The sequence below is a fragment of the Maridesulfovibrio sp. genome (assembly GCF_965230075.1).
Lineage (GTDB): Bacteria > Desulfobacterota > Desulfovibrionia > Desulfovibrionales > Desulfovibrionaceae > Maridesulfovibrio.
The window spans coordinates 4,527,501-4,549,261 of record NZ_OZ245945.1 but is presented as its reverse complement, the minus strand read 5'-3'; the positions used below and the strand labels follow the sequence as shown (position 1 = coordinate 4,549,261).

General features: G+C 48.8%; 15 protein-coding genes and 2 rRNA genes (1 of these 17 only partly in view). 8 read left to right on the top strand and 9 right to left on the bottom strand.

Annotated elements, in window-relative coordinates:
* Positions 1-102: 102 nt before the first annotated feature.
* Positions 103-5,988: a hypothetical protein gene (locus ACO05Z_RS20530; RefSeq protein WP_421904050.1), complete on the bottom strand. Its 5,886-nt coding sequence runs from the start codon at positions 5,986-5,988 to the stop codon at positions 103-105.
* Positions 5,989-6,235: 247 nt separating this feature from the next.
* Positions 6,236-7,015, bottom strand: a complete 780-nt coding sequence (locus ACO05Z_RS20525) for a hypothetical protein (protein WP_421904049.1) — start codon at positions 7,013-7,015, stop codon at positions 6,236-6,238.
* Between the two features lie 249 nt (positions 7,016-7,264).
* Between ACO05Z_RS20525 and ACO05Z_RS20520 the strand changes: the two genes are divergently transcribed.
* The 6 genes from ACO05Z_RS20520 (at position 7,265) to ACO05Z_RS20495 (ending at position 11,900) form a co-directional block, all read left to right on the top strand.
* A complete protein-coding gene (locus tag ACO05Z_RS20520; protein WP_421904048.1) occupies positions 7,265-7,822 on the top strand; it encodes a DJ-1/PfpI family protein in 558 nt (185 codons plus the stop codon).
* 25 nt (positions 7,823-7,847) lie between these two features.
* Complete coding sequence (locus tag ACO05Z_RS20515; protein ID WP_421904047.1) at positions 7,848-8,129, top strand: ribbon-helix-helix domain-containing protein; 282 nt, start codon at positions 7,848-7,850, stop codon at positions 8,127-8,129.
* Positions 8,130-8,289: 160 nt separating this feature from the next.
* A complete protein-coding gene (locus ACO05Z_RS20510) occupies positions 8,290-9,399 on the top strand; it encodes an iron ABC transporter substrate-binding protein (protein WP_421904046.1) in 1,110 nt (369 codons plus the stop codon).
* A 3-nt stretch (positions 9,400-9,402) separates the two neighbouring features.
* Positions 9,403-10,470, top strand: a complete 1,068-nt coding sequence (locus tag ACO05Z_RS20505) for a FecCD family ABC transporter permease (RefSeq protein WP_421904045.1) — start codon at positions 9,403-9,405, stop codon at positions 10,468-10,470.
* Positions 10,467-11,285 (top strand): ABC transporter ATP-binding protein, encoded by an 819-nt coding sequence (locus tag ACO05Z_RS20500; protein ID WP_421904044.1) that lies wholly within the window; start codon positions 10,467-10,469, stop codon positions 11,283-11,285. Before ACO05Z_RS20505 ends, ACO05Z_RS20500 begins: the two co-directional genes overlap by 4 nt.
* A gap of 3 nt (positions 11,286-11,288) precedes the next feature.
* Complete coding sequence (locus ACO05Z_RS20495) at positions 11,289-11,900, top strand: FmdE family protein (RefSeq protein WP_421904043.1); 612 nt, start codon at positions 11,289-11,291, stop codon at positions 11,898-11,900.
* Between the two features lie 79 nt (positions 11,901-11,979).
* On the opposite strand, the gene ACO05Z_RS20490 is transcribed toward ACO05Z_RS20495, so the two are convergent.
* The 5 genes from ACO05Z_RS20490 to arfB form a co-directional block, all read right to left on the bottom strand.
* On the bottom strand, positions 11,980-15,012 hold the full coding sequence (locus ACO05Z_RS20490; RefSeq protein ID WP_421904041.1) for an efflux RND transporter permease subunit: 3,033 nt from the start codon (positions 15,010-15,012) through the stop codon (positions 11,980-11,982).
* Complete coding sequence (locus tag ACO05Z_RS20485; protein WP_421904040.1) at positions 15,009-16,115, bottom strand: efflux RND transporter periplasmic adaptor subunit; 1,107 nt, start codon at positions 16,113-16,115, stop codon at positions 15,009-15,011. Before ACO05Z_RS20485 ends, ACO05Z_RS20490 begins: the two co-directional genes overlap by 4 nt.
* A 70-nt stretch (positions 16,116-16,185) precedes the next feature.
* A complete protein-coding gene (locus tag ACO05Z_RS20480) occupies positions 16,186-16,767 on the bottom strand; it encodes a TetR family transcriptional regulator (RefSeq protein ID WP_421904203.1) in 582 nt (193 codons plus the stop codon).
* Between the two features lie 68 nt (positions 16,768-16,835).
* Positions 16,836-17,354, bottom strand: coding sequence for an OmpA family protein (locus ACO05Z_RS20475; protein ID WP_421904039.1), 519 nt, complete (start codon positions 17,352-17,354; stop codon positions 16,836-16,838).
* Between the two features lie 85 nt (positions 17,355-17,439).
* Positions 17,440-17,856 carry an alternative ribosome rescue aminoacyl-tRNA hydrolase ArfB gene (gene arfB, locus ACO05Z_RS20470; protein ID WP_421904038.1) on the bottom strand — a complete coding sequence of 139 codons (417 nt, stop codon included), beginning with the start codon at positions 17,854-17,856 and terminating at the stop codon, positions 17,440-17,442.
* A 111-nt stretch (positions 17,857-17,967) separates the two neighbouring features.
* On the opposite strand from arfB, the gene ACO05Z_RS20465 reads away from it, so the two are divergent.
* Positions 17,968-18,327, top strand: coding sequence for a NifB/NifX family molybdenum-iron cluster-binding protein (locus ACO05Z_RS20465; RefSeq protein ID WP_421904037.1), 360 nt, complete (start codon positions 17,968-17,970; stop codon positions 18,325-18,327).
* A 42-nt stretch (positions 18,328-18,369) separates the two neighbouring features.
* Positions 18,370-18,852 (top strand): YchJ family protein, encoded by a 483-nt coding sequence (locus ACO05Z_RS20460; RefSeq protein WP_421904036.1) that lies wholly within the window; start codon positions 18,370-18,372, stop codon positions 18,850-18,852.
* Positions 18,853-19,246: 394 nt separating this feature from the next.
* Here the strand turns inward: ACO05Z_RS20460 and rrf are convergent.
* Positions 19,247-19,361, bottom strand: a 5S ribosomal RNA gene (rrf, locus tag ACO05Z_RS20455).
* 97 nt (positions 19,362-19,458) lie between these two features.
* Positions 19,459-21,761 (bottom strand): 23S ribosomal RNA (locus tag ACO05Z_RS20450); it runs 631 nt beyond the window's last position.

The following is a 21,761-nucleotide window of genomic DNA, read 5'->3' as shown; positions in this document are numbered from 1 at the left end:
ATTATCGAAACAACACTTAACGATCACCATGGGCATAAAAAAGGTGTCATAACCAAAAGATCGGTCACGACACCTGTTCAAATCACTTTAAATCACCACAAATCATCCGCTTATCCTACGCACACAAATCCCAAGCAAAGCCACGAGAAAGAACCCGCAAAGCTCCATAGAAAAACCTGCCTGCGGATTCAGCACACACCCTGTGCCGTCCCCGGAACCACCGGAAGTGCCCGGAACAACTGGATCATGAATCACACCGGCGGTATCATCCTGATCATAATCGCCGTTATCTTTAACAGAATAGTTAACCGTATAAGTCCGCGCGCCTACGAGAATTGTCTTCGGATCAATATACTGCCCGCTGTTTCCTTCATCGGTAATCCAGAAATAGCCTTCTTCAGAGGGGTTCTTACCGGAACTGTAGGTGAAACTCTTGGACTCTTTGTCCGGGAATAGCTTGAAGAGTGCTACATCCTCAGCTGCACGTTCACCGAGACTGGAGCTGTTGAAGCAAAAATAGGCTACTTTCCCGGCAGTAACTGTGGCGTTGAATTCATAAACATTAGCCCCGAGCATAGAGTCCATGTTGGGGGTCTGGTGCTCTTCCTTGATTTCCGCTGCGGTCTTCACCTTTTTGCTGACTGAAGTCACGATTGCACGGGTTCCTGTGGGCTGTACTGCTGTTGGGCTGACCGTTTTGTCTGCGCAGCTATCAGGGCTGACGATGTTGGAAGTTTTTAAAATGTAAGCTGCTCTACTTATTAGAAACCCAACAAAATCCCCAGACGCATCTTTATTCACAATATCTTTATTACTAGCACCAACCACACAATAATTTCCATGAATGGCAAGCCCACCATCAAGCTGAGCTCCCGACTCGGTTTCACTACCAGAAATAGTTCTGACTATGCCCCATGATCCTATGTCAGATTGACTTTTTGAAAATAGATAAGCTCCGCTCTTTGATCCAACAAGAGCAAGATCTCCTGACAAAGAAACCCTCTCACCAAAATTAATTTCCGCATAATTATATGGGAATCCATCATTGGTGACAGGTTCAAGTTTCTTCACAATTCCCCATTGATCCTCACCATTCTTGTCTTTGGAATATACATAGGCTGCTCCTGCATTCTGGTTGACCCCGACGCGGGCTTTATGTGCCCCAACCAAGAATATATCCCCTGAAGCTGCGAGACTATAACCAAATTGTGAATCTTTCATTATATCAGAGCTACCGTCATCCTTTTGTGCAAAGATTCTCTTTTCTATTCTCCAATACTCGTCTACTTTTTTAGAATAAATATAGACACATCCCGAGTAGTTCTTGCCATCTGAATGTTTATATGGAGTGCCTGCGAAAATTTTTCCATCAGCTATAGCTAACGAAGTCGAAAAATTTAAATTATACTGACGATCCAAAGCTCCATGTTCATTTTGGGCGGTCAACGTCTGATGATGTTTCCATTGTCCCGGATGATCGGGATCAGGCAAATAGACCTCAGCACGTCCTATATATAACGTCCCGGAATAAATACTATTTGGATGGCCGATAACCATAACATCATCACAAACGGCAACACTTGTACCGAATCTTCCATAATTCTCTAGGGAGCGCGGAAAAATCTTCTGAACAAAGCCCCAATTATTAATCCCTCCTGTATTTCTTCCAAAAACATATGCTGACCCGGCGTTAGGATTCCCAGCATGATCAATATCTGGAGCTGTAATTACAAGATAATTATTTGACAAAGCCACTGCATAGCCCAATTTCATATTAGCTATGGGTTCTCCAACATCCGCATGAGTTATTTTCTTCAGAGATCCCCATTTTCCTGCTCCACCTCTGTCCTTCATAAAAATATATATAGCTCCAGAAACCTCACTAGGAGCACTTACTGCTAACGTATCCTTATTCATAGCAGTAGTAACCCCATATTCTGCTGCAGCCTCTCTAGCTGAACTTGAATTAATTTTTTTAATCAGTTCTACCGGAGGGGAAGCGAAACTGACGGCAGGACACAAAATCACCCCCAAAACGATCAGGGAAAGGATTGTTTTTTTCAAGCCACGGTTTCTACCTATTCCACGTGCTACAATCCCCAGCAAACCAACCACAAACAGTCCGCAAAGCTCAACAGAAAAACCCGCTTGCGGATTCAGCACACATCCGGTACCGCCCGAGCCGCCGGAAGTACCCGGAACAACCGGGTCATGAATTACTCCGGCAGTATCATCCAGATCGTAGTCGCCGTTATCTTTTACGGAATAGTTGACCGTGTAAGTCCGCGCGCCCACGAGAATTGTCTTCGGATCAATATACTGCCCGCTGTTTCCTTCGTCGGTAATCCAGAAGTAGCCCTCATTTTCAGGATTCTTACCGGGGCTGTAAGTAAAACTCTTGGACTCTTTGTCCGGGAATAGCTTGAAGAGTGCTACATCCTCAGCTGCACGTTCACCGAGACTGGAGCTGTTGAAACAGAAGTAGGCGACTTTACCGGCAGTAACTGTGGCGTTGAATTCATAAACATTTGCACCGAGCATAGAGTCCATACCCGGAGTCTGGTGCTCTTCTTTTAGCTGCGCTGTGGTCTTCACTCTTTTGGTGACTGAAGTCACGATCGCGCTGGTGCCTGTGGGCTGTATTGCTGTGGGGCTGACGGTTTTATCGGTGCACCTGTCAGGGCTGACTATGTTGGGGGTTTTAAAATAGTATGCAGCTCCGGCATTTGCCTTATTATTCTCTTTCTTCCCTATAGCACCGAGAATACTGTAGTCACCATTAATAACCGCCTTGCTAGCCAGACCGGAACTCGGCTCCGTGTCCATATTGCCAATTGTCTTGATTATTCCCCAAGTACCGATATCTGACTGACTTTTGGAAAATAGAGATGCCCCGCCACTTGCGGATACAAGGGCAAGGTCACCAGAGATAGAAACAGACCTTCCGAACATAGTACCCTTAAGCACATACGGTTTTCCACTCTCGCGTACCGGGACTAGTTTCTTGGCTATACCCCACTGGTCGGCTCCGCCCTTATCCTTTGAATATATATAAGCCGCACCTACATATTCTGCCCCTGCATCCATGTCTTCTGCTCCCACAATAAGCAAATCACTGCAAAGAGCAACTGATCCTCCAAAACTTGAATGGGCCTGAATATCAGAAGCACCTACATCATTTTGCGCAACTACCCTTTTAACGATCCCCCAGTTATCATCACCTCCGGCATTCCTTTCAAAAAGGTAAACGGAACCGGCCTCGTCAAGTCCACCTACTCTATTCCCATCACTTCCAACCGCCAGAGTATCGCCGGAAAGAGCCACAGAAACGCCAAAATGCATTCCGCCAACCCTTTCAGGAACACCGCTTTCATTTTGAGGAGTCAACTGCTTAACTAATTTCCACTTACCCGGATTAGCCGGATCCGGATCATAAACATTTACACACCCGATATCTGAAAAGCCATCAATGCCAAATTCGATAGAGCTCACAACAATGGTCTGTCCACAAATATCAACATCATATCCAAAGACTAAACCAGCCACGAGAGGATCAGTACGAAGCACCTGCATGAGACCCCAATTATCATCCCCCCCTTCGTTTCTACCGAAAATATACACCTCCCCGGCATTATTTTCCAAACCAATGTCAGCGTATGGATGTGACACCACAACAATATCATTACTGATGGCAAGTGCCATTCCGAAATTTCCTCCAGTCTGAGCTGTCCCCACATCATCCACAGTGATCCGCTTCTCCAGCCCCCACTTCCCCGAGCCACCTTTATCTTTTGAGTATATATAGACCGCGCCGGCCTCTACTTTAGAAGCAACTGTTTCGCACATGGCACTAATTACGATAGTATCGTCAGTGAGATCGCAGTCTACACCGAATCTTGCTTGAGCCATTACTGTACCGGTGAACTTTTTAAGATACTCCACAGAGGGGGAAGCAACAGAAACGACAGGACTTAAAATCACCCCCAATACGATCAGGGAAAGGATTGTTTTTTTCAAGCCACGGTTTCGACCTATTCCACGGACGATAATCCCCAGCAAACCAACCACAAACAATGCGCAAAGCTCCACAGAAAAGCCTGCATGCGGATTCAGCACACATCCAGTACCGCCCGAGCCGCCGGAAGTACCCGGAACAACTGGGTCATGAATTACACCGGCAGTATCATCCAGATCGTAGTCGCCGTTATCTTTTACGGAATAGTTGACCGTGTAAGTCCGCGCACCCACGAGAATTGTCTTCGGATCAATATATTGCCCGCTGTTTCCTTCATCGGTTATCCAGAAATAGCCTTCTTCAGAGGGATTCTTACCGGAACTGTAGGTGAAACTCTTTGATTCTTTATTGGGGAAAAGCTTGAACAGTGCCACATCCTCTGCTGCACGTTCACCCAGACTAGAGCTGTTGAAACAGAAATAAGCCACTTTCCCGGCAGTAACTGTGGCGTTGAATTCATAAACATTTGCACCGAGCATAGAGTCCATGCCCGGAGTCTGGTGCTCTTCTTTTAGCTGCGCTGTGGTCTTCACCTTTTTGGTGACTGAAGTCACGATCGCGCTGGTGCCTGTGGGCTGTGTTGCAACAGGGCTGACTGTTTTATCTGCACAGCTATCAGGGCTGACTATGTTGGAAGTCTTTAAAATGTACGCCGCCCCAGCGTTATTGAGAGTTTCTTCTGTTTTGGATTTTGCGCTGACGACACTGTAATCTCCGTAAATGGAAACATCTGTAGCCAGACTGGCACCGGGCCCTGTTTCACCTTCTCCGATCCTGCTGACTATGCCCCAGGTGCCGATATCGGATTGGCTTTTGGAGTAAAGAAATGCGCCGTTATTTGATGCCACAAGTGCAAGATCTCCGGAAATTGAAACCCTCTTACCGAACTCACTATCTGCAAAAGTAAAAAATGCCCCGTTGTTACGGACTGCTCTAAGATTCTTGACAATCCCCCATTGGTCTGCACCATTTTTATCTTTGGAGAAGACATAAGCAGATCCGACATTGTCTATACTGCCCACAGGATAATTTCCGGCCCCCGCAAGAAGAAGGTCGCCGGATAGATCCACTGCTGTGCCAAACTTCATTCCTGCTTGAACATCTGAACTGCCATCGTCTTTTTGGGCTGTAAGCTTTTTAACAATACCCCAACCTCCCGGCCCCACATTCCTGTTAAAAACATAAACCGCACCAGCCTTGGCCTTTCCGTCAACCTCTTTCCCGCGACCGCCAACAGCAACCACATCCCCTGAAATAGCCACTGAACATCCAAACTCTAACTCTGATTCACTCTCTTCAACTCCATTTTCATTCTGGGGGACAAGAGCCTTATCAAGCTTCCATTTTCCGGGATTGTCCGGATCAGGTTCAAAAATATACGCTCTTCCAACTACTACGGCTCCTAAAAAATCCGGCTTTGTACACCCGATAACTATTGTATTTCCACAAATATCAACACCGCTCCCGAACCGTTGAGTAGTATCTGGATCTTCGGGATAAATACTCTGCATTAACCCCCAATTATCGTTACCTCCCTCGTTCCTGCCGAGAATACACACCTTGCCGGGAAGACAAGCTGAAACATGAGCTTCCTCCTCCGCAGAAACAACCAGATAATCCCCGGATAAAGCCATATTTCGACCGAATTCAGTCACATTCCTCAATAATCCGATACTAGCCGCTGTTATCCTTTTGACGAAGCTCCAGCCACCATCGGCCCCGGTATCCTTGTAATAAATATATAGTGCACCATAAGCAGTAACCCCGGTGATAGGCTCATCCGTAGCACTTATCACAAGCGTGTTACCACTGATAACCACACCATTCCCATAATGGGCACCACTCTTCAGCACGCCAGCCCCGGCATCGGCAGCGGTAATCTTTTTCAGCAACTCCACAGATGGGGAAGCAACAGAAAAGGCGGGACTTAAAATCACCCCCAAAACGATCAGGGAAAGGATCAACTTTTTCACAGCGGGACTCCTGACAGAGAAATTTTTAATTGGAAAACCATGCAGGGCATAAAGCAGCCAGCGAGCTTAAAACTACAATTTTACCAATTCATTCAGGCTTCTGATTTGTCAAAAGATTTGCACGTGAATTCCCGTGAAAAAGACTGTAAGCTACTTATTTTTCGTACTTTATCCAAAACAAAAGCCCCCTGAAGATATTCTTCAGGAGGCCGCATTAATTTAACTATATAAGGATTAATTAGCAGACTTAATATTCAAAATTTACTGACGACTGTGAGGCTGCTGCAAAAAACTCAGAAGCCTGATTCTGATAAGCCCGAACCCCGGCCATCTGCCTTGCTGAAAATCTTCTGCCCTGAGGTTCAGTGTCGGCAGTCGGCTCTTCACTTTCTTTAGCATTGACGCCGGTAACCTTAGCTGCCTGCTGCTCGGCCAACTCCTCTTCTTCTACGGAGACGACACCGTCGCCATTTAAATCTTTGTCTTCTTCATCTTCTTCCTTACGGAAAAAATTCTTCTGAAACTCCGACAGTGCTTCAGAAAATAAACTTCCCTCCTGAACCCGCTCCTCGGCATCTCTCAAGGAGTCGATTTCAGACTGCGAGACTTTGCCATCCCCGTCTGAATCAAGCATGTTGAATGTTCTTTCATCCAACCCGCTGTCTTCAAGGGTGACCATCTTCGGGGGGGCTGCATTTGGCCTCTTGACGGCAGATTCTTCCGCCTGCTGTATCTGGACATCAAGCTTACCCAGTTCACCTTTTTCCTTCTGCATCTTCTCGAGAACAGCCTGCACTTCCGTAGGGGTGACACTGCCGTTCCCATCAGCATCAAGCTTGGAGAACTCTTCCTTTCTTAAACCAGATTCATCGAGAGTAAGGATACCATTGCTATCCTTATCTTTCGATATCATTAATGATTCAAGAAAATCAGCTTGCTGCCGTTGTTCTGAAATTCTTGATTCATCGGGAGCATAATCCGCACTCACCTTCGAATTTTCAGGGCTTTCAATTCCTGAAATACTCATCTTAATACTCCTGGGTTATCCGCACCAAACGGAGGGTAATAATTGCCTGATAAAAAACATTAAGAAGTATAAAGCAATTATCATTCCAATACCCGGATGCAGAAAAGTCCATTAATCCGGCAGTTATCGTGGTCGAACATTAGTATTGCCACCTCAACAAATTGGGAATCTGTAGTACTGAGCTGTTACCACCGCAACTCCGTCTTTTGCTAATCTGCTCTAATCAAGCTTTCAAAAAGGAGACAGACAATGGCAAAGAAAATTCTGATGATCGTCGGTGATTTTGTGGAAGATTATGAAGTAATGGTTCCCTTTCAGGCATTGCAGGCCATGGGTTTTGAAGTGGATGCAATCTGCCCGGACAAGAAAGCCGGGGAACAGGTAGCCACTGCGGTTCATGATTTCGAATCCCAGCAAACCTACCTTGAACGTCCCGGGCACAACTTCACCCTTAATGCCGACTTTGACACCGTGAATACCGGGGATTATGCTGCCCTTGTAGTTCCCGGCGGCAGGGCTCCTGAATATCTGCGGTTGAATGAACAGGTACTCGACATGGTCCGCGATTTTTCCGGCCGCCCCGTTGCAGCCATCTGCCACGGCCCCCAGCTCCTTGCAGCTGCAGGCGCGCTTGAAGGAAAGAAAGTATCCGCCTACCCTGCCTGTGCTCCTGAGGTGAAACTTGCCGGAGGGGAATATGTTGAAATCGACCTTGATGATGCCTTTTGCGACGGCAATCTCATAACTGCTCCCGCATGGCCCGCCCATCCCAAATGGCTGCGCCTGCTGGTTGACCGCATCGGTTAACCATCCCCGAAAGGCGGGAGAAAGCATGCGAGGGAATCCCATGTGTGAAATATACGCTTCCACCCCGCCGCCTGAGTATGAACAAGTAACCCGCTCCATCAGGATCAACGGAGCTGTAACCAGTATCCGCATTGAACGAAGATTCTGGAATATCCTTGATGAACTGGCAGAAGAAGAGCAAACAAGCACAGGCAAGTTCATCTCAACCCTCCATAACGAGGCATACAGCCTCAATGGAGAGATCTCCAACTTCGCCTCACTGCTACGAGTAGTCTGCACCACCTATCTGGTGAATAAGTCAGCCTGATACAGCGCAATCTTGAACAACAAGAAAGCCCGCCTCTTTTACGGCGGGCTTTTTACTTAGCCCTCGTTGACACGTTTTTACAATACGTATACATCAAATGCATATTGATTTTTGATAACATCCTAGCAACTGCCGCCAAAATCATAATTCTGAGGTGCCCATGAATAAGTTCTTTACCGCAGTCCTGTCCCTGCTCATCACCCTATGCGTCGCCTTACCGGCCTTCGGCGGAACCAGAACCATCACCGATATGGCCGGACGTACGGTGGAAATACCGGAGAACGTGGAACGGGTGGTCTGTTCCGGTCCGGGTTGCCTGCGTTACCTGACCTATCTTCAAGGACAGAATATGATTGTGGGAGTAGACTCCATTGAGCACCGCAAAACAAGATTTGATGCCCGTCCTTATGCCATTGCCAACCCGCAGTTTAAAAAAATGCCCCTTATCGGTGAATTCCGGGGCCATGATAACCCGGAACTGATCCTCGGACTTGAACCGCAGCCGCAGGTTATCTTTAAGACATACAAAGACATGGGTTACGACCCGGACGAACTTCAGGCCAAGACCGGAATCCCGGTGATCTGTCTTTCCTACGCCAGCCTCGCAGCCAAAAGAGATGTCATCTACAAATCACTGCAACTCATGGGTGAAGTCATCGGCAAACAGGAACGAGCCAAGGAAGTATGTGATTTCATGGAAAGCCACATCACTGACCTTAAAAAAAGAACCGCAGACATCCCCAAAGAAAAACGCAAGTCCTGCTACGTTGGCGGAATTGCCAAGAAAGGACCGCACGGTTTCCAGTCAACTGAACCGGCCTACCCGCCTTTCCGCTTTGTAAATGCTCTGAACGTGGCCTGCCCGCCCAAAGGAAAAGGCAAACCCTTGCAGCATGCCAATGTTTCCAAGGAACAGATCATAGCCTGGAACCCGGAAATCCTCTTTGTAGACATTTCCACCTCCCAGTTAGGCGAAAACGCCGGGGCCATTCATGAAATCAAGACCGACCCGGCCTATCAATCCCTTGATGCAGTAGCTTCCGGCAAGGTCTACACTGTGCTGCCCTACAACTGGTACTCCCGGAACTACGGTTCCATCATCGCCGATGCCTATTATGTAGGTAAGGTTCTCTATCCTGAAAAGTTCAAGGATATTGACCCCGCAGCAGAGGCAGATGCCATATATTCTTTCATGGTCGGCGCTCCTGTCCTTGCAACCATGACCAAGGCTTTCAGCGTAAAAGGTTTTGAAAAACTGGAGCTGAATTAATCTATGCATTTTGATGACGGACAGATACCTGCAGAGTACTCGCGGCATATCAGGCAGAAAACATTCTTCATAGCAGCGGGACTGCTGCTGGCCGGAGCCATGCTGATAACCTCCATCGGCATGGGACCGGTCTCCATTTCGGCCCCGGAAACCCTACTGACCCTAATTGGAGATACGGTTTCCAAGCGGTTTGACCTGATCATCTGGAATATCCGGCTTCCGCAGGCCCTGACCGCTTTAGCTGCCGGGGCCGGTCTTTCCGTATCGGGTGCGGTAATGCAAGCCATTCTGCGCAACCCGCTGGGTTCCCCATTCACCTTGGGTATCTCCCATGCTGCAGCCTTCGGGGCTGCTGTCTCGGTCATGCTTTTGGACCTCGGAACCATGACCAGCTCCAATGTAGGCGCGGTGAGCATCGACTCCCCCTACCTGACTACTATGGTCGCTTTCGGGTTCAGCCTCATCGCCACCTTTGCCATTATTGCTATTTCGCGCACCCGCAGGGCCACTCCGGAAGTAATGGTCCTGACCGGGGTTGCCCTCGGTGCCCTATTCACTGCCGGGACCATGTTCCTGCAATATTTCGCCGACGACGTGCAATTGGCGGCCATGGTCTTCTGGACCTTCGGAGACGTGGCAAGAGCCACTTGGACTGAGCTGGGAATAATCAGCGCAGTGACTGTCATCGCCTACATCTGGTTCACGGCCAACCGCTGGAACTTTAATGCCATCGAAGCCGGAGACGAAACAGCCAAGGGACTGGGCGTAAAGGTTGAACGGGTCCGTTTGACCGGAATGCTGCTGGCCTCGCTGGTCACGGCGGTCATTGTCTCCTTCCTCGGTATAATCGGCTTCGTAGGGCTGGTCTGTCCGCACATGGTCCGGCGCTTGATCGGTGATGATTACCGTTTCCTGCTCCCGGCCTCATGCATTGTAGGTGCGGTACTGCTGCTTGCAGCGGACACTGCTGCAAGACTTATGCTGGCCCCCAACGTACTGCCTGTTTCAGTACTGACCGCATTCCTCGGAGCTCCGGTCTTTATCTGGCTGATCATCAGGGGGAACAAATGAACATCAAAGTCAACAACATAAATTTCAGCTATAGCGGGACCCCGATTTTAGAAGGTGTGGATTTCACAGTAGATCAAGGAGAGCTGCTGGCAATCCTCGGCCCTAATGGAGCGGGCAAGACCACCCTGCTCAAGTGTATGAATGCCATCCACAGACCGGGGAAAGGTTCGGTTCTGGTTAAGGAAAAGGATGTATTCAAGCTTGCTTCAGACGACATTGCCCGCTTGATCGGCTACGTGCCGCAACGGGTGGAGCCTGCCCGGCTGACCGTCTTTGACGCCGTACTCATGGGCCGCAAGCCGCATATCAAATGGCGGGTCCGGGACCACGATATCCGCATTGTGGATGCAGCCCTGAAACGTCTTTCCTTGAACCACCTTTCACTACGCTACATCGATCTGCTGAGTGGCGGGGAACTGCAAAAAGTCAGCATTGCCCGCGCCCTGGTTCAAGAGCCGGACGTGCTCCTGCTCGACGAACCGACCAGTTCCCTTGACCTCAAGAACCAACTGGAAATCCTGCGAACGGTGCGGGCGGTTGTAAAAGGACACAAGGTCTCGGCGATCATGACCATGCATGATTTGAACACAGCCCTGCGTTATGCGGATAAATTCATCTTCCTCAAGAACGGCACAGTCTGCGGATGTGGAGGCAAGGACTCGGTCTGCCCGGAAATAATCGAGCAGGTATACGGGGTGGAAGTGGAAATCGAAATGCGCAAGGGCTGTCCGGTGATCCATCCCGTGGAGAACCTTGAAGCTCTTGATTACGAACATGAGCAATCTCACAAACATATGCATGAAATGAGGCAATAAATCATGAATACATATTTTTCCCAAGACCAGATTAAACAAACAATTGAATTTCACGGGCACCAGTGTCCCGGCCTTGCTATCGGCATCCGTGCGGCGGAACTCTGCCTGCGCGAACTGGGACACCATGACGACTCCCCCATCGTGGCTATCTGTGAAACCGACATGTGCGGGGTGGATGCCATCCAATTCCTGACCGGATGTTCAGTGGGTAAAGGCAACCTGATCCTCAAAGATCACGGTAAAATGGCTTTTACCTTCTACCGCCGTGAAGATGGTAAAGGATTCCGGGCCATGCTCAATCCTGAATTCATCGGAGAACTGCGTTCTGAAATGAGCCGTCTAATGGAAGTTGTCTACGAAGGCACCCCGACTCCTGAAGAGGAAGAAAAATGCACAGAGGTCCGTGCTGAGTGCGAAAAACAATACTACGCAGCAGACCTTACGGACATGTTCATAAAACAGAAGCCGCAAATCAAAATGCCCCGTCCGGCATCCATACTGCAATCACTTGTCTGTGAGGATTGCGGCGAAGCGCACATGGAATCACGGTCACGGCGCTTTGCAGGGCGCACGCTATGTCTGACCTGCTTTGATAAGGTCGAGCAGAAGATGTAAACAAACATTTTCAACAAGAAAACGGGCCTCCGTCAGGATGACAGAGGCCCATTTTTATTTGCAGTGTTATGATCGACCGTTAAGCAGGATTCTTAACCTTGTAGAACATAGTGTAAAGCACCGGAACTACAAGTAGGGTCAGCACAGTGGCAAAGGCCAGCCCTGCCATGATGGTTACTGCCATAGCCGAGAAGAAGGCATCAGTCACCAGCGGCAGCATACCGAGAATGGTGGTTCCGGCAGCCATGGCAACAGGACGGATACGACTCAGGGCCGAATCCACTACTGCGCGGTACGGTTCCTTACCTTCTGCAAGTTCAAGGTTGATCTGGTCCAACAAGACAATAGCGTTCTTGATCAACATCCCGGAAAGGGAAAGGAATCCCAGCAGAGCCATGAAACCAAAGGGTTCCCCAGTCAGGAGCAGCCCACAGGTCACCCCGATAATGGACAGGGGTACAGTCAACCAGATGATGGTCGGGATTCGCAGGTTGTTGAAGAGCATTACAGTCGCAAGGATCATAATCAGGAACGGTCCGCCAAGACTGGCAGCCAGACTGCCTTGCGCATCAGAAGCATCTTCAAACTCACCGCCCCACTCCATGGTGTAGCCTGCGGGAATTTTAATGTTTTCAATCTGCGGACGCAGTTCATTAAGAAGCACGGAAGGAAGACCCTCAATGGGTTCACAGGAAGCTGTGATGGTCAACATACGGTTACGGGTACGCAGCTTGCCCGGTTCGATATTGGTTTCAAAACCTGAGACGACCTCTTCTACCGGGATCATGCGTCCGGCAACCGGGCTGAATATCTGCACGTCACCGATCTGGTTTACGTCCAGCCTTTCCTTATCCGGGGGGCGGGCTACGATGGGCAACAGCTTATCACCTTCACGGTAAACACCGATATTGGTTCCGCTGAAGAACATCTGCATGGCCTTGGCAAGATCAGGACGGGTAATACCCGCTCTCTTTGCCTGAGCCTCCATGATTACCGGACTCAAGACTTTCACATCCTGTCGCCAGTCATCACGGACAGATTCAGCTCGTCCGGTAGCAATCATAATGTCCTGCGCTTCCTGAGAGAGCTGACGCAAGACCTTGGTATCAGGTCCGCTGAAACGCACCTCAATAGATGCCGCCCGTCCGGGACCGAGCTTGAATTTCTTAACCTTGGCTTCGGCCTGAGGATAATTTTCGTATAAATACTTTTTGTAGCGGGCCATGACTTCGCCGGTTTTTTCGTAATCCTTCACTTCCACCAACAACAGTCCGTAGGATTCAGCTGTCTTCTCAGGTGAATAGGTCAGGATAAAACGTGGCGCGCCCTGTCCGGTAAATGTAGATACATTCTTAATCTGTTCATCCTTGAGGATGACCTCGGCCAGTTCCTGCACATCTTCTGCTGTGGCCCGGATGTCGGTTCCCTGCGGCAGCCAGTAATGGATATAGAAGCGGGGCTGGGTGGAATCCGGGAAGAAGCTCTGCTTAACAAACCCGAAACCGTAAATAGCTCCGGCCAACATGACCGCCAGAGTTGCCATGGTAAGCACCCTGCGACGCAAACAGAATTCAAGAATCCCCCGGTAGACGCGGAAGATTAATCCTCCGTAAGGATCACCATCTTCGCTGATCTTGGGGTGCAAGAACATTTCACACAGCAACGGGGTCACAGTAACAGCGGTAATCCAGCTCATCATCAGCGAAATAAACAGGACAATAAACAGGGAACGACAGAATTCACCAACACTGTCCGGACTTAAGCCGATTCCGGCAAAAGCCATAATAGCAATGATAGTACCGCCCAAAAGGGGCCATTTACTTTGTTCCACAACATCAATTGCAGCCTGAATGCGATCCATGCCCTTTTGGTAACGGATCAGTACCCCTTCGATGACCACAATGGCATTATCCACCAGCATACCAAGGGCAATAATCAACGCCCCCAGCGAGATACGCTCCAATGCGACACCGGCCATCTGAATGAATATAAATGATCCGCAAATGGTAATCAGCAGGATGGCCCCGATGAGCAGGCCGGACTGCATACCCATGAAAAGCAACAGGACAATGATTACGATTGCCACAGCCTCGGCGAGGTTGATGACAAATGAGTTAACCGCGTTATCGACCCTGCTGGGCTGGAAGTATACTTCCTCCACGTTAATGCCCACCGGAGTCTGGGCCTGCAATTGCTGTAATTTTGCATTAATGGCCTGCCCCAGTTCAACAACGTTGGCTGCAGGGTTCATGGAGATACCGATGGCTACGGCATTATGACCGTTAAAGCCCATGATCTGGGTAGGAGGACTCTGGTAACCACGATGGATTTCAGCAACATCGCGCAGGGGAACAAGCCTGCCGGAACCGTCACGGATAAACAGGTCTCCAAGATCCTCAACAGACTCCACCCCGCCTGAAGGCGCTATCTCAATGTATTCCCGGCCGACTTTAACGTTACCGGACTGAACTACAAGGTTACGGTTGGAGAGGGTGTCATAAACTGAGTCCAGTGATACACCCAGCTGAGCCATTCTGGCCCGTGATATTTCAACAAAGACCGTCTCCTGCTGTTCCCCCCAGACGGTAATCTTGGCAACATTTTCCACCAGCAGAAGCTGCTTACGCAGGAAGGTCACGTAATCCTGCAAATCCTGCTGTGAATAGCCGTCCCCGGTTACCGAAAGCAGGATGCCGTAAACATCACTGAAGTCATCGATTACAAGGGAAGGCCCTGCCCCGGGGGGGAGGGAGGACTGGGCGTCGCCTACTTTACGGCGGAGTTCGTCCCAGACTTGGGGCAGGGTGTCCTTGTCATATTGGTCCTGCACTTCCACGGTGACAATGGATTGCCCCCGGTTGGAAATGGAGGTTACTTTATCAAGCTGTTTAAGTTGCTGGGCTGCCCCTTCAATTACGTCCGTAACTTCGTCCGCCACTTCCGCAGGAGTTGCCCCTGGATAGTTGGTAACAACCAACGCTTCCTTAATGGTAAATTCAGGGTCCTCAAGACGGGGCATATCCAGAAAGGCCTTAACCCCGCCGAGGAAAAATACAATTGTCAGGACCAATGAAACGGTTTTCTTTTCAATGGTCAGCCTAGCAAGACTCATCCGCGGCCCCCGATTCTACCTTTGAGAATTTTCACTTCCTGTCCGTCACGCAGATAATGCGCCCCGGACACCACAACCTGTTCACCGGGATTAATGCCCTCATGAATTTCAAAGTTGTCGTTTACAATCCGACCAACCTGAACAGTACGTTTTTTCACTGCACCTTTTTCATATACCCAGACATATTTATCCTGATCCGGATAGCCGACGACAGCTGAGATAGGTACTGAAACAGATCTTGCATCTTTATTTTCAGGCATACTGGCCACAACTTCGGCTGTCATACCCGGATGAATGGACAAACCTTGCGGATTCTCCATTTTCAGAGTCACTTCATAAGTCTGGGTCTCCGCATTGGCCTTGGTCTGGAATTCTTTGATAGCCAGTTTAAAATCACGGCCGGGATAGGTCTCAAATTTGGCTATCCCTTTAAAGTCATGGCTGTCCTTGCTGATGAATCCACGAACCCAGATGTTTTCCGGCACGTCCACAACCACATCAAGGGCTGAAGTATCTTCAAGCTGGACAATAGGTTCCTTGGCCTGCACGAATTCATGATTGTCTACTGATTTTACGGCAATAGTCCCGCTAAATGGAGCCACCAACCGAGTATACTGCAGATTGAGCTTAGAACGACGCAATTCCTGAATCAGGGAATTTACCGTGGCCCGACTGCTCTCAAAAGTACTTTGGGCTGAGTCAAAAGCAGACTGGGCAACAGTATCAGACTCTAGCAGCTTGGCATTTCGTTCATAGTTCAGTTTGGCCTCTTTCATGACTGAACGGGCACCGATGAGCTTGGCTTCAAGGTCAGCCACTGCGGCCTGAAAATCACGTTGGTCCAGAACGGCAATAACCTGCCCTTTTTTAACGTAATCACCTTCCTTAACGCTGAAATGCTCAATCTGTCCGGAAACACGGAAGGCCAAAGTTGCTTCACGGGTGGCTTTGACCTTACCGGGAAATTTTCTCAGCTCCGGCGCACTGCCGTCCATAATTTTCATTACCCTAACCGGACGCACAGGCTGTTCCACGTGAACTTCTTCCTTGCATCCGGGTAAAAGCATCATTGCCATTATCAAAAAAAACAATTTGTTGCGCATGGTTCTCCCCCCCTGCGGTTAGTTTAAATCTCTTTAATCAATCAGTTGATTAATTGCAGGTTAAAAAAAATTATGACCAGATAGCAGGACTTCCTGACTTCAACAGGCTTGTCACAACTTCCCTGTAGGCATCAATTTTCGAATCATCATCAATGTAATGCCCACCGCCCAGCAGGTAGTCTGAGAAAATAGTCCCCAATACCGCTGTGAAGGTAATATCCTTGATATCTTCGGAATGATTAGGGCTGACTCCGGTACGAGCCAGAAATTCACTGAACAAATTCCATCCTGAGTTGTACAAGCTCTTCCTTAAATCTTCCAGTTCAGGACTGTCATGATTAAGTTCCCGTAGCCCGACAAGATAAACATTACGATTCTGCCGCGCATCAGCAAGGAGTGCAGCAACATTTAATTCTACAAGCTCATAATGATTTGAAGCCTCGGACATGGACTCTTTTATCACATCAGTCATCCGCTCCATAAAGCTGGTAAAAATCTCACGCAATAATCCAGACTTACCACCGAAATAATAAGATATCATGGCGCTGTTCACGTCAGCTTCGCGGGCGATATCCCTGATTCCAACTGAGTTGTAAGAGCGTTCAGCAAAGAGCTTGGCCCCGGCATGAAGTATTTTCTCGCGTTTTGTCATGAGACCCAATTAATCATCCGATTAACAAATGTCAATCGATTGATTAATTTTTTTAGCGAACAAACATTCTACCAAAGAGTCTTCGTATCCAGCTCTTGGTAAACCTTGGGTGTCTCGGATTTTTTGCTAATATTAATAACTTCCACACGACGGTTCTGGGCCCTACCCTGCGCGCTTTCATTGGAAGCTATGGGCTGATCCTCACCCATTCCCTGAATTTCAATACGAGCGGGATCAATATTAAAATGAACAGCAAGATAATTTCTAACCGATTCTGCACGTTTTAAGCTCAAAGAACGATTGTATTCGCTTTTACCCGCAGAATCGGTATGCCCGACCAACCTGACCTGCATGGCTGCCCCCGGACCAGAGGTTAACGCTGCACCGAGAGAATCAACCACCGGATAAGCCTTCTTGCTGATCTTGGATGAATTTACCTTGAATTCAATCTTCAAAAATGCCCGCCCACCGGGATCGGTGATCATCCGCAAAATATCATCAGAATTGGCTGCAAAACCATCCTGTCCGGCTTGAGCGCAAGGTAGGCAGCTGAAAACAAATATGATCAGGAAAATTACTTTTTTCATGGAGACCTCCGGTCAGAATTTACAGGATAGCTTTAAATTACCCTCTCCCAAGCTTTGGAGCAAGGATTTCCCGAACAGAACAAAGCTAATAGCTGGGCTTAGAACGTCCTTTTTTTACTTCAGACCTTTTCTTCTTATTATCAAGCCGCTTACGCTTTGCGGAATAGGGCACTTTGGTTTTGCGTCGTTTGCGTACGGGCTTCAAAGCTTCAGCAAGCAACTTGGCAAAACGGAAGACAACTTCTTCCTTATTACGAAACTGACTGCGGTGTTCCTCACAAGAAAGCAGGAACTCCCCCTTGGAATTAATACGCCCGGACAACCGGGTCATGATTATCCTCTTCTGATTGTCACTCAGGCTGGGCGAATCCAGAACGTTGAACACCAACGTAACCTTTGAAGATGTTTTATTCACGTGCTGGCCGCCAGGGCCGGAACTACGGCTGGTCAGAAAACTAATTTCATTGTCAGGTATGGACAATGCTGGAGTGATACTTATCATAGCTATCGGCTGGATATTCTGTCTTTTGTATGCGTATGTGGCGTACGCAGTCTTTAAGTACGGTGCTTCGGGTCTTGCATCGTTCTTACTTTTTTTCAAGGAGAATTTATTATGAAAATCGCACTTCCCTCCAGAGATGGAATGGTTGACGGTCACTTCGGACATTGTGAAGCTTTCACCATCTACACTCTGGATGAGTCCAAAAATATCATCGAAGAAGAAAAACTCACCCCTCCCCCGGGCTGCGGATGCAAATCCAACATCGTGCCCACTCTCGCAGAAATGGGTGTAACCGTACTGCTGGCCGGCAACATGGGTCAGGGCGCAGTGAACCTCTTGCAGAACAGCGGCATTCAGGTTATCCGCGGATGTGGTGGTGAACTCAAAGAAGCGGTTGCTCAGTGGGCGGCAGGAAGCCTGACCGACTCCGCAACCGTCTGCGACGACCACGGTTCCTGCGGCAACCACTAGGTTATATTCCCAAGGCCGCAAATAAATAATTGGAGATAGAACATGAATGAATGTCCCTGCGGTTCCGGTAATGCTTACGAAAGCTGCTGCGAACCCTACATCACAGGAAAAGAGCCTGCACCCACTGCTGAAGCACTTATGCGTTCCCGCTACAGTGCATTCGTTGTAAAAAATGTCGACTACCTCGGCGATACCCTCGCCCCGGAAAGCAAACACGATTACGATGAGAATCAGGTCAAGAACTGGGCGGAAACATCCACATGGCTCGGCCTTGAAATTGTTTCTACCTCCAAAGGCCTTACCGACGATGAAACCGGAGAAGTGGAATTCATCGCCAAATTCAGGCAGTCAGGAGCGATCCACACCCATCACGAGGCCAGTCGCTTTGAAAAAAGAGACGGCAACTGGCTCTACCTTGATGGTGATATCGTGCCCCCCATGCCGATTAAGAAAGACAAGAAAGTAGGACGCAACGAACCCTGTCCCTGCGGCAGCGGTAAGAAATACAAGAAGTGCTGCGGCTAACCGCAACTTTCCACAAGTCTGAAAATGATAAAAACCCCCGTTCATCCGAGCGGGGGTTTTTCTATTCTATTAAGGAACTTGTTCGTGTTGATCGAAGCAAAGTTATCTAACATTTATGACTAAACACAGCCAACCACAAATCAGACTTAAGCACTTTGGTTCATACCCCCGAATATAGCCTAGAATACTATCTCTCCACGCTTTCATCGCTAAAATCGAGTCTTAACTGTAAGACGGACTTAAAATCCCTCACAACGAAAATTATTTGGGATCGTCATCCCACGTCTCCTCCACAAACACACCCCGCACTCATCAAGAGTCCGGGGCTAAAAAACTCATCTTCCCCAAACGCAATAAAGCCCCCTTGAATTAACAAGGAGGCTTTGAAATAAAAAGCTTGCGGCGACCTACTTTCCCACTGGCTACCCAGCAGTATCATCGGCGATGGAGAGCTTAACTTCCGAGTTCGGAATGGGGTCGGGTGTGACCTCTCCTCAATGGCCGCAAGCAAATTTGCTTGCTCTTTTTGAGCAAAATATATTGTTTAATAGAGAAGAATTTACCCCTTACTTTAACTAGTAGAAGTTAAAGTTAAGGGAAGAGAAGAAAAATAAGTCGCACGATTTATTAGTACTGGTCAGCTGAATGCATCGCTGCACTTACACCTCCAGCCTATCAACCAGGTGGTCTACCTGGAATCTTTAGATGCTAAAGCATAGGGATAACTAATCTTGAGGCAGGCTTCCCGCTTAGATGCTTTCAGCGGTTATCCCTTCCGAACTTAGCTACCCTGCAATGCCGCTGGCGCGACAACAGGAACACCATAGGTTCGTCCACCCCGGTCCTCTCGTACTAGGGGCAGACCCTCTTCAATTATCCTACGCCCACGGTAGATAGGGACCAAACTGTCTCACGACGTTTTAAACCCAGCTCGCGTACCACTTTAATCGGCGAACAGCCGAACCCTTGGGACCTGCTTCAGCCCCAGGATGTGATGAGCCGACATCGAGGTGCCAAACCGCGCCGTCGATGTGAACTCTTGGGCGCGATCAGCCTGTTATCCCCGGCGTACCTTTTATCCTATGAGCGATGGCCCTTCCATGCGGAACCACCGGATCACTAAGACCAACTTTCGTTCCTGCTCGACATGTCTGTCTTACAGTCAAGCTCCCTTATGCCTTTGCACTCGACGGCTGGTTTCCAATCAGCCTGAGGGAACCTTTGCAAGCCTCCGTTACTTTTTGGGAGGCGACCGCCCCAGTCAAACTACCCACCAGACACTGTCTCTAGGCCGGATAACGGCACTAGATTAGAATTCAAGACTATCAAGGGTGGTATTTCAAGGTTGGCTCCACCGACACTAGCGTGCCGACTTCAAAGCCTCCCACCTATCCTACACATGATAGCCCTAAACCCAATGTCAAGCTATAGTAAAGGTGCACAGGGTCTTTCCGTCTTACCGCGGGTAACCGGCATTTTCACCGGTAATTCAATTTCACTGAGTCTCTGGTTGAGACAGTGGGGAGATCGTTACGCCATTCGTGCAGGTCGGAACTTACCCGACAAGGAATTTCGCTACCTTAGGACCGTTATAGTTACGGCCGCCGTTTACTGGGGCTTCAATTCGGAGCTTCGCCGAAGCTAACACCTCCTTTTAACCTTCCAGCACCGGGCAGGCGTCAGTCCATATACATCGTCTTACGACTTAGCATAGACCTATGTTTTTAGTAAACAGTCGCCCCCCCCGATTCTCTGCGGCTCCAAACAGCTCATTAAGTGAATCAAGTCACCGTCTGGAGCATCCCTTCTCGCTAACTTACGGGATCATTTTGCCGAGTTCCTTAACCAGAGTTCTCTCAAGCGCCTTGGTCTACTCGACCCGACTACCTGTGTTGGTTTGCGGTACGGTCAACAAATGCTAAACTTAGAAGATTTTCTAGGCAGTCTGGAATTACTCACTTCAAACGTAAAGTTACGGCATCGTGTCTCGGCCTTAAAGGAAAACGGATTTGCCTATTTTCCAAGCCTACGCACTTACACCGGCATATCCAACAGCCGGCTGAGCTATCCTACTGCGTCCCTCCATCGCACACATTTGCTGGTACGGGAATATTAACCCGTTTTCCATCGACTACGCCTTTCGGCCTCGCCTTAGGGACCGACTAACCCTGGGAAGATTAGCTTTACCCAGGAAACCTTAGTCTTACGGCGAACAAGTTTCTCACTTGTTTTATCGTTACTCATGCCAGCATAATCACTTCTCATTAGTCCAGCAAACCTTCCGATTCACCTTCATCCCATCTGAGAACGCTCTCCTACCGATGCGTCAAAGACGCATCCCGTAGCTTCGGTACCATACTTAGCCCCGTTACATTTTCGGCGCAGAATCGTTAGACCAGTGAGCTATTACGCTTTCTTTAAAGGATGGCTGCTTCTAAGCCAACCTCCTGGCTGTCTATACAACTCCACCACCTTTTCCACTGAGTATGGATTTGGGGACCTTAGCTGACGGTCTGGGCTGTTTCCCTTTCGACTACGGACCTTCGCACCCGCAGTCTGACTCCCAGGATATATCTTACGGCATTCGGAGTTTGATAAGGTTTGGTAATCTGGTGGGACCCCTAGCCTTGTCAGTGCTCTACCTCCGCAAGAAAACTCCTGAGGCTATACCTCAATATATTTCGGAGAGAACCAGCTATCACCAAGTTTGATTGGCCTTTCACCCCTATCCACAGGTCATCCGAGTAATTTTCAACTTACAACGGTTCGGCCCTCCACTTGATTTTACTCAAGCTTCAGCCTGCCCATGGATAGATCACCTGGTTTCGGGTCTAATCCGCAATACTTGTCGCCCTGTTCAGACTCGCTTTCGCTACGGCTACACATCACTGCTTAACCTTGCATTACAG

Excerpts from the sequence above, each read along its gene's own strand:
- ACO05Z_RS20525 (WP_421904049.1), bottom strand. The coding sequence starts at position 7,015 with ATGAGTATTTCAGGAATTGAAAGCCCTGAAAATTCGAAGGTGAGTGCG.
- ACO05Z_RS20520 (WP_421904048.1), top strand. The coding sequence starts at position 7,265 with ATGGCAAAGAAAATTCTGATGATCGTCGGTGATTTTGTGGAAGATTAT.
- ACO05Z_RS20515 (WP_421904047.1), top strand. The coding sequence starts at position 7,848 with ATGCGAGGGAATCCCATGTGTGAAATATACGCTTCCACCCCGCCGCCT.
- ACO05Z_RS20510 (WP_421904046.1), top strand. The coding sequence starts at position 8,290 with ATGAATAAGTTCTTTACCGCAGTCCTGTCCCTGCTCATCACCCTATGC.
- ACO05Z_RS20505 (WP_421904045.1), top strand. The coding sequence starts at position 9,403 with ATGCATTTTGATGACGGACAGATACCTGCAGAGTACTCGCGGCATATC.
- ACO05Z_RS20500 (WP_421904044.1), top strand. The coding sequence starts at position 10,467 with ATGAACATCAAAGTCAACAACATAAATTTCAGCTATAGCGGGACCCCG.
- ACO05Z_RS20495 (WP_421904043.1), top strand. The coding sequence starts at position 11,289 with ATGAATACATATTTTTCCCAAGACCAGATTAAACAAACAATTGAATTT.
- ACO05Z_RS20490 (WP_421904041.1), bottom strand. The coding sequence starts at position 15,012 with ATGAGTCTTGCTAGGCTGACCATTGAAAAGAAAACCGTTTCATTGGTC.
- ACO05Z_RS20485 (WP_421904040.1), bottom strand. The coding sequence starts at position 16,115 with ATGCGCAACAAATTGTTTTTTTTGATAATGGCAATGATGCTTTTACCC.
- ACO05Z_RS20480 (WP_421904203.1), bottom strand. The coding sequence starts at position 16,767 with ATGACAAAACGCGAGAAAATACTTCATGCCGGGGCCAAGCTCTTTGCT.
- ACO05Z_RS20475 (WP_421904039.1), bottom strand. The coding sequence starts at position 17,354 with ATGAAAAAAGTAATTTTCCTGATCATATTTGTTTTCAGCTGCCTACCT.
- arfB (WP_421904038.1), bottom strand. The coding sequence starts at position 17,856 with ATGATAAGTATCACTCCAGCATTGTCCATACCTGACAATGAAATTAGT.
- ACO05Z_RS20465 (WP_421904037.1), top strand. The coding sequence starts at position 17,968 with ATGAAAATCGCACTTCCCTCCAGAGATGGAATGGTTGACGGTCACTTC.
- ACO05Z_RS20460 (WP_421904036.1), top strand. The coding sequence starts at position 18,370 with ATGAATGAATGTCCCTGCGGTTCCGGTAATGCTTACGAAAGCTGCTGC.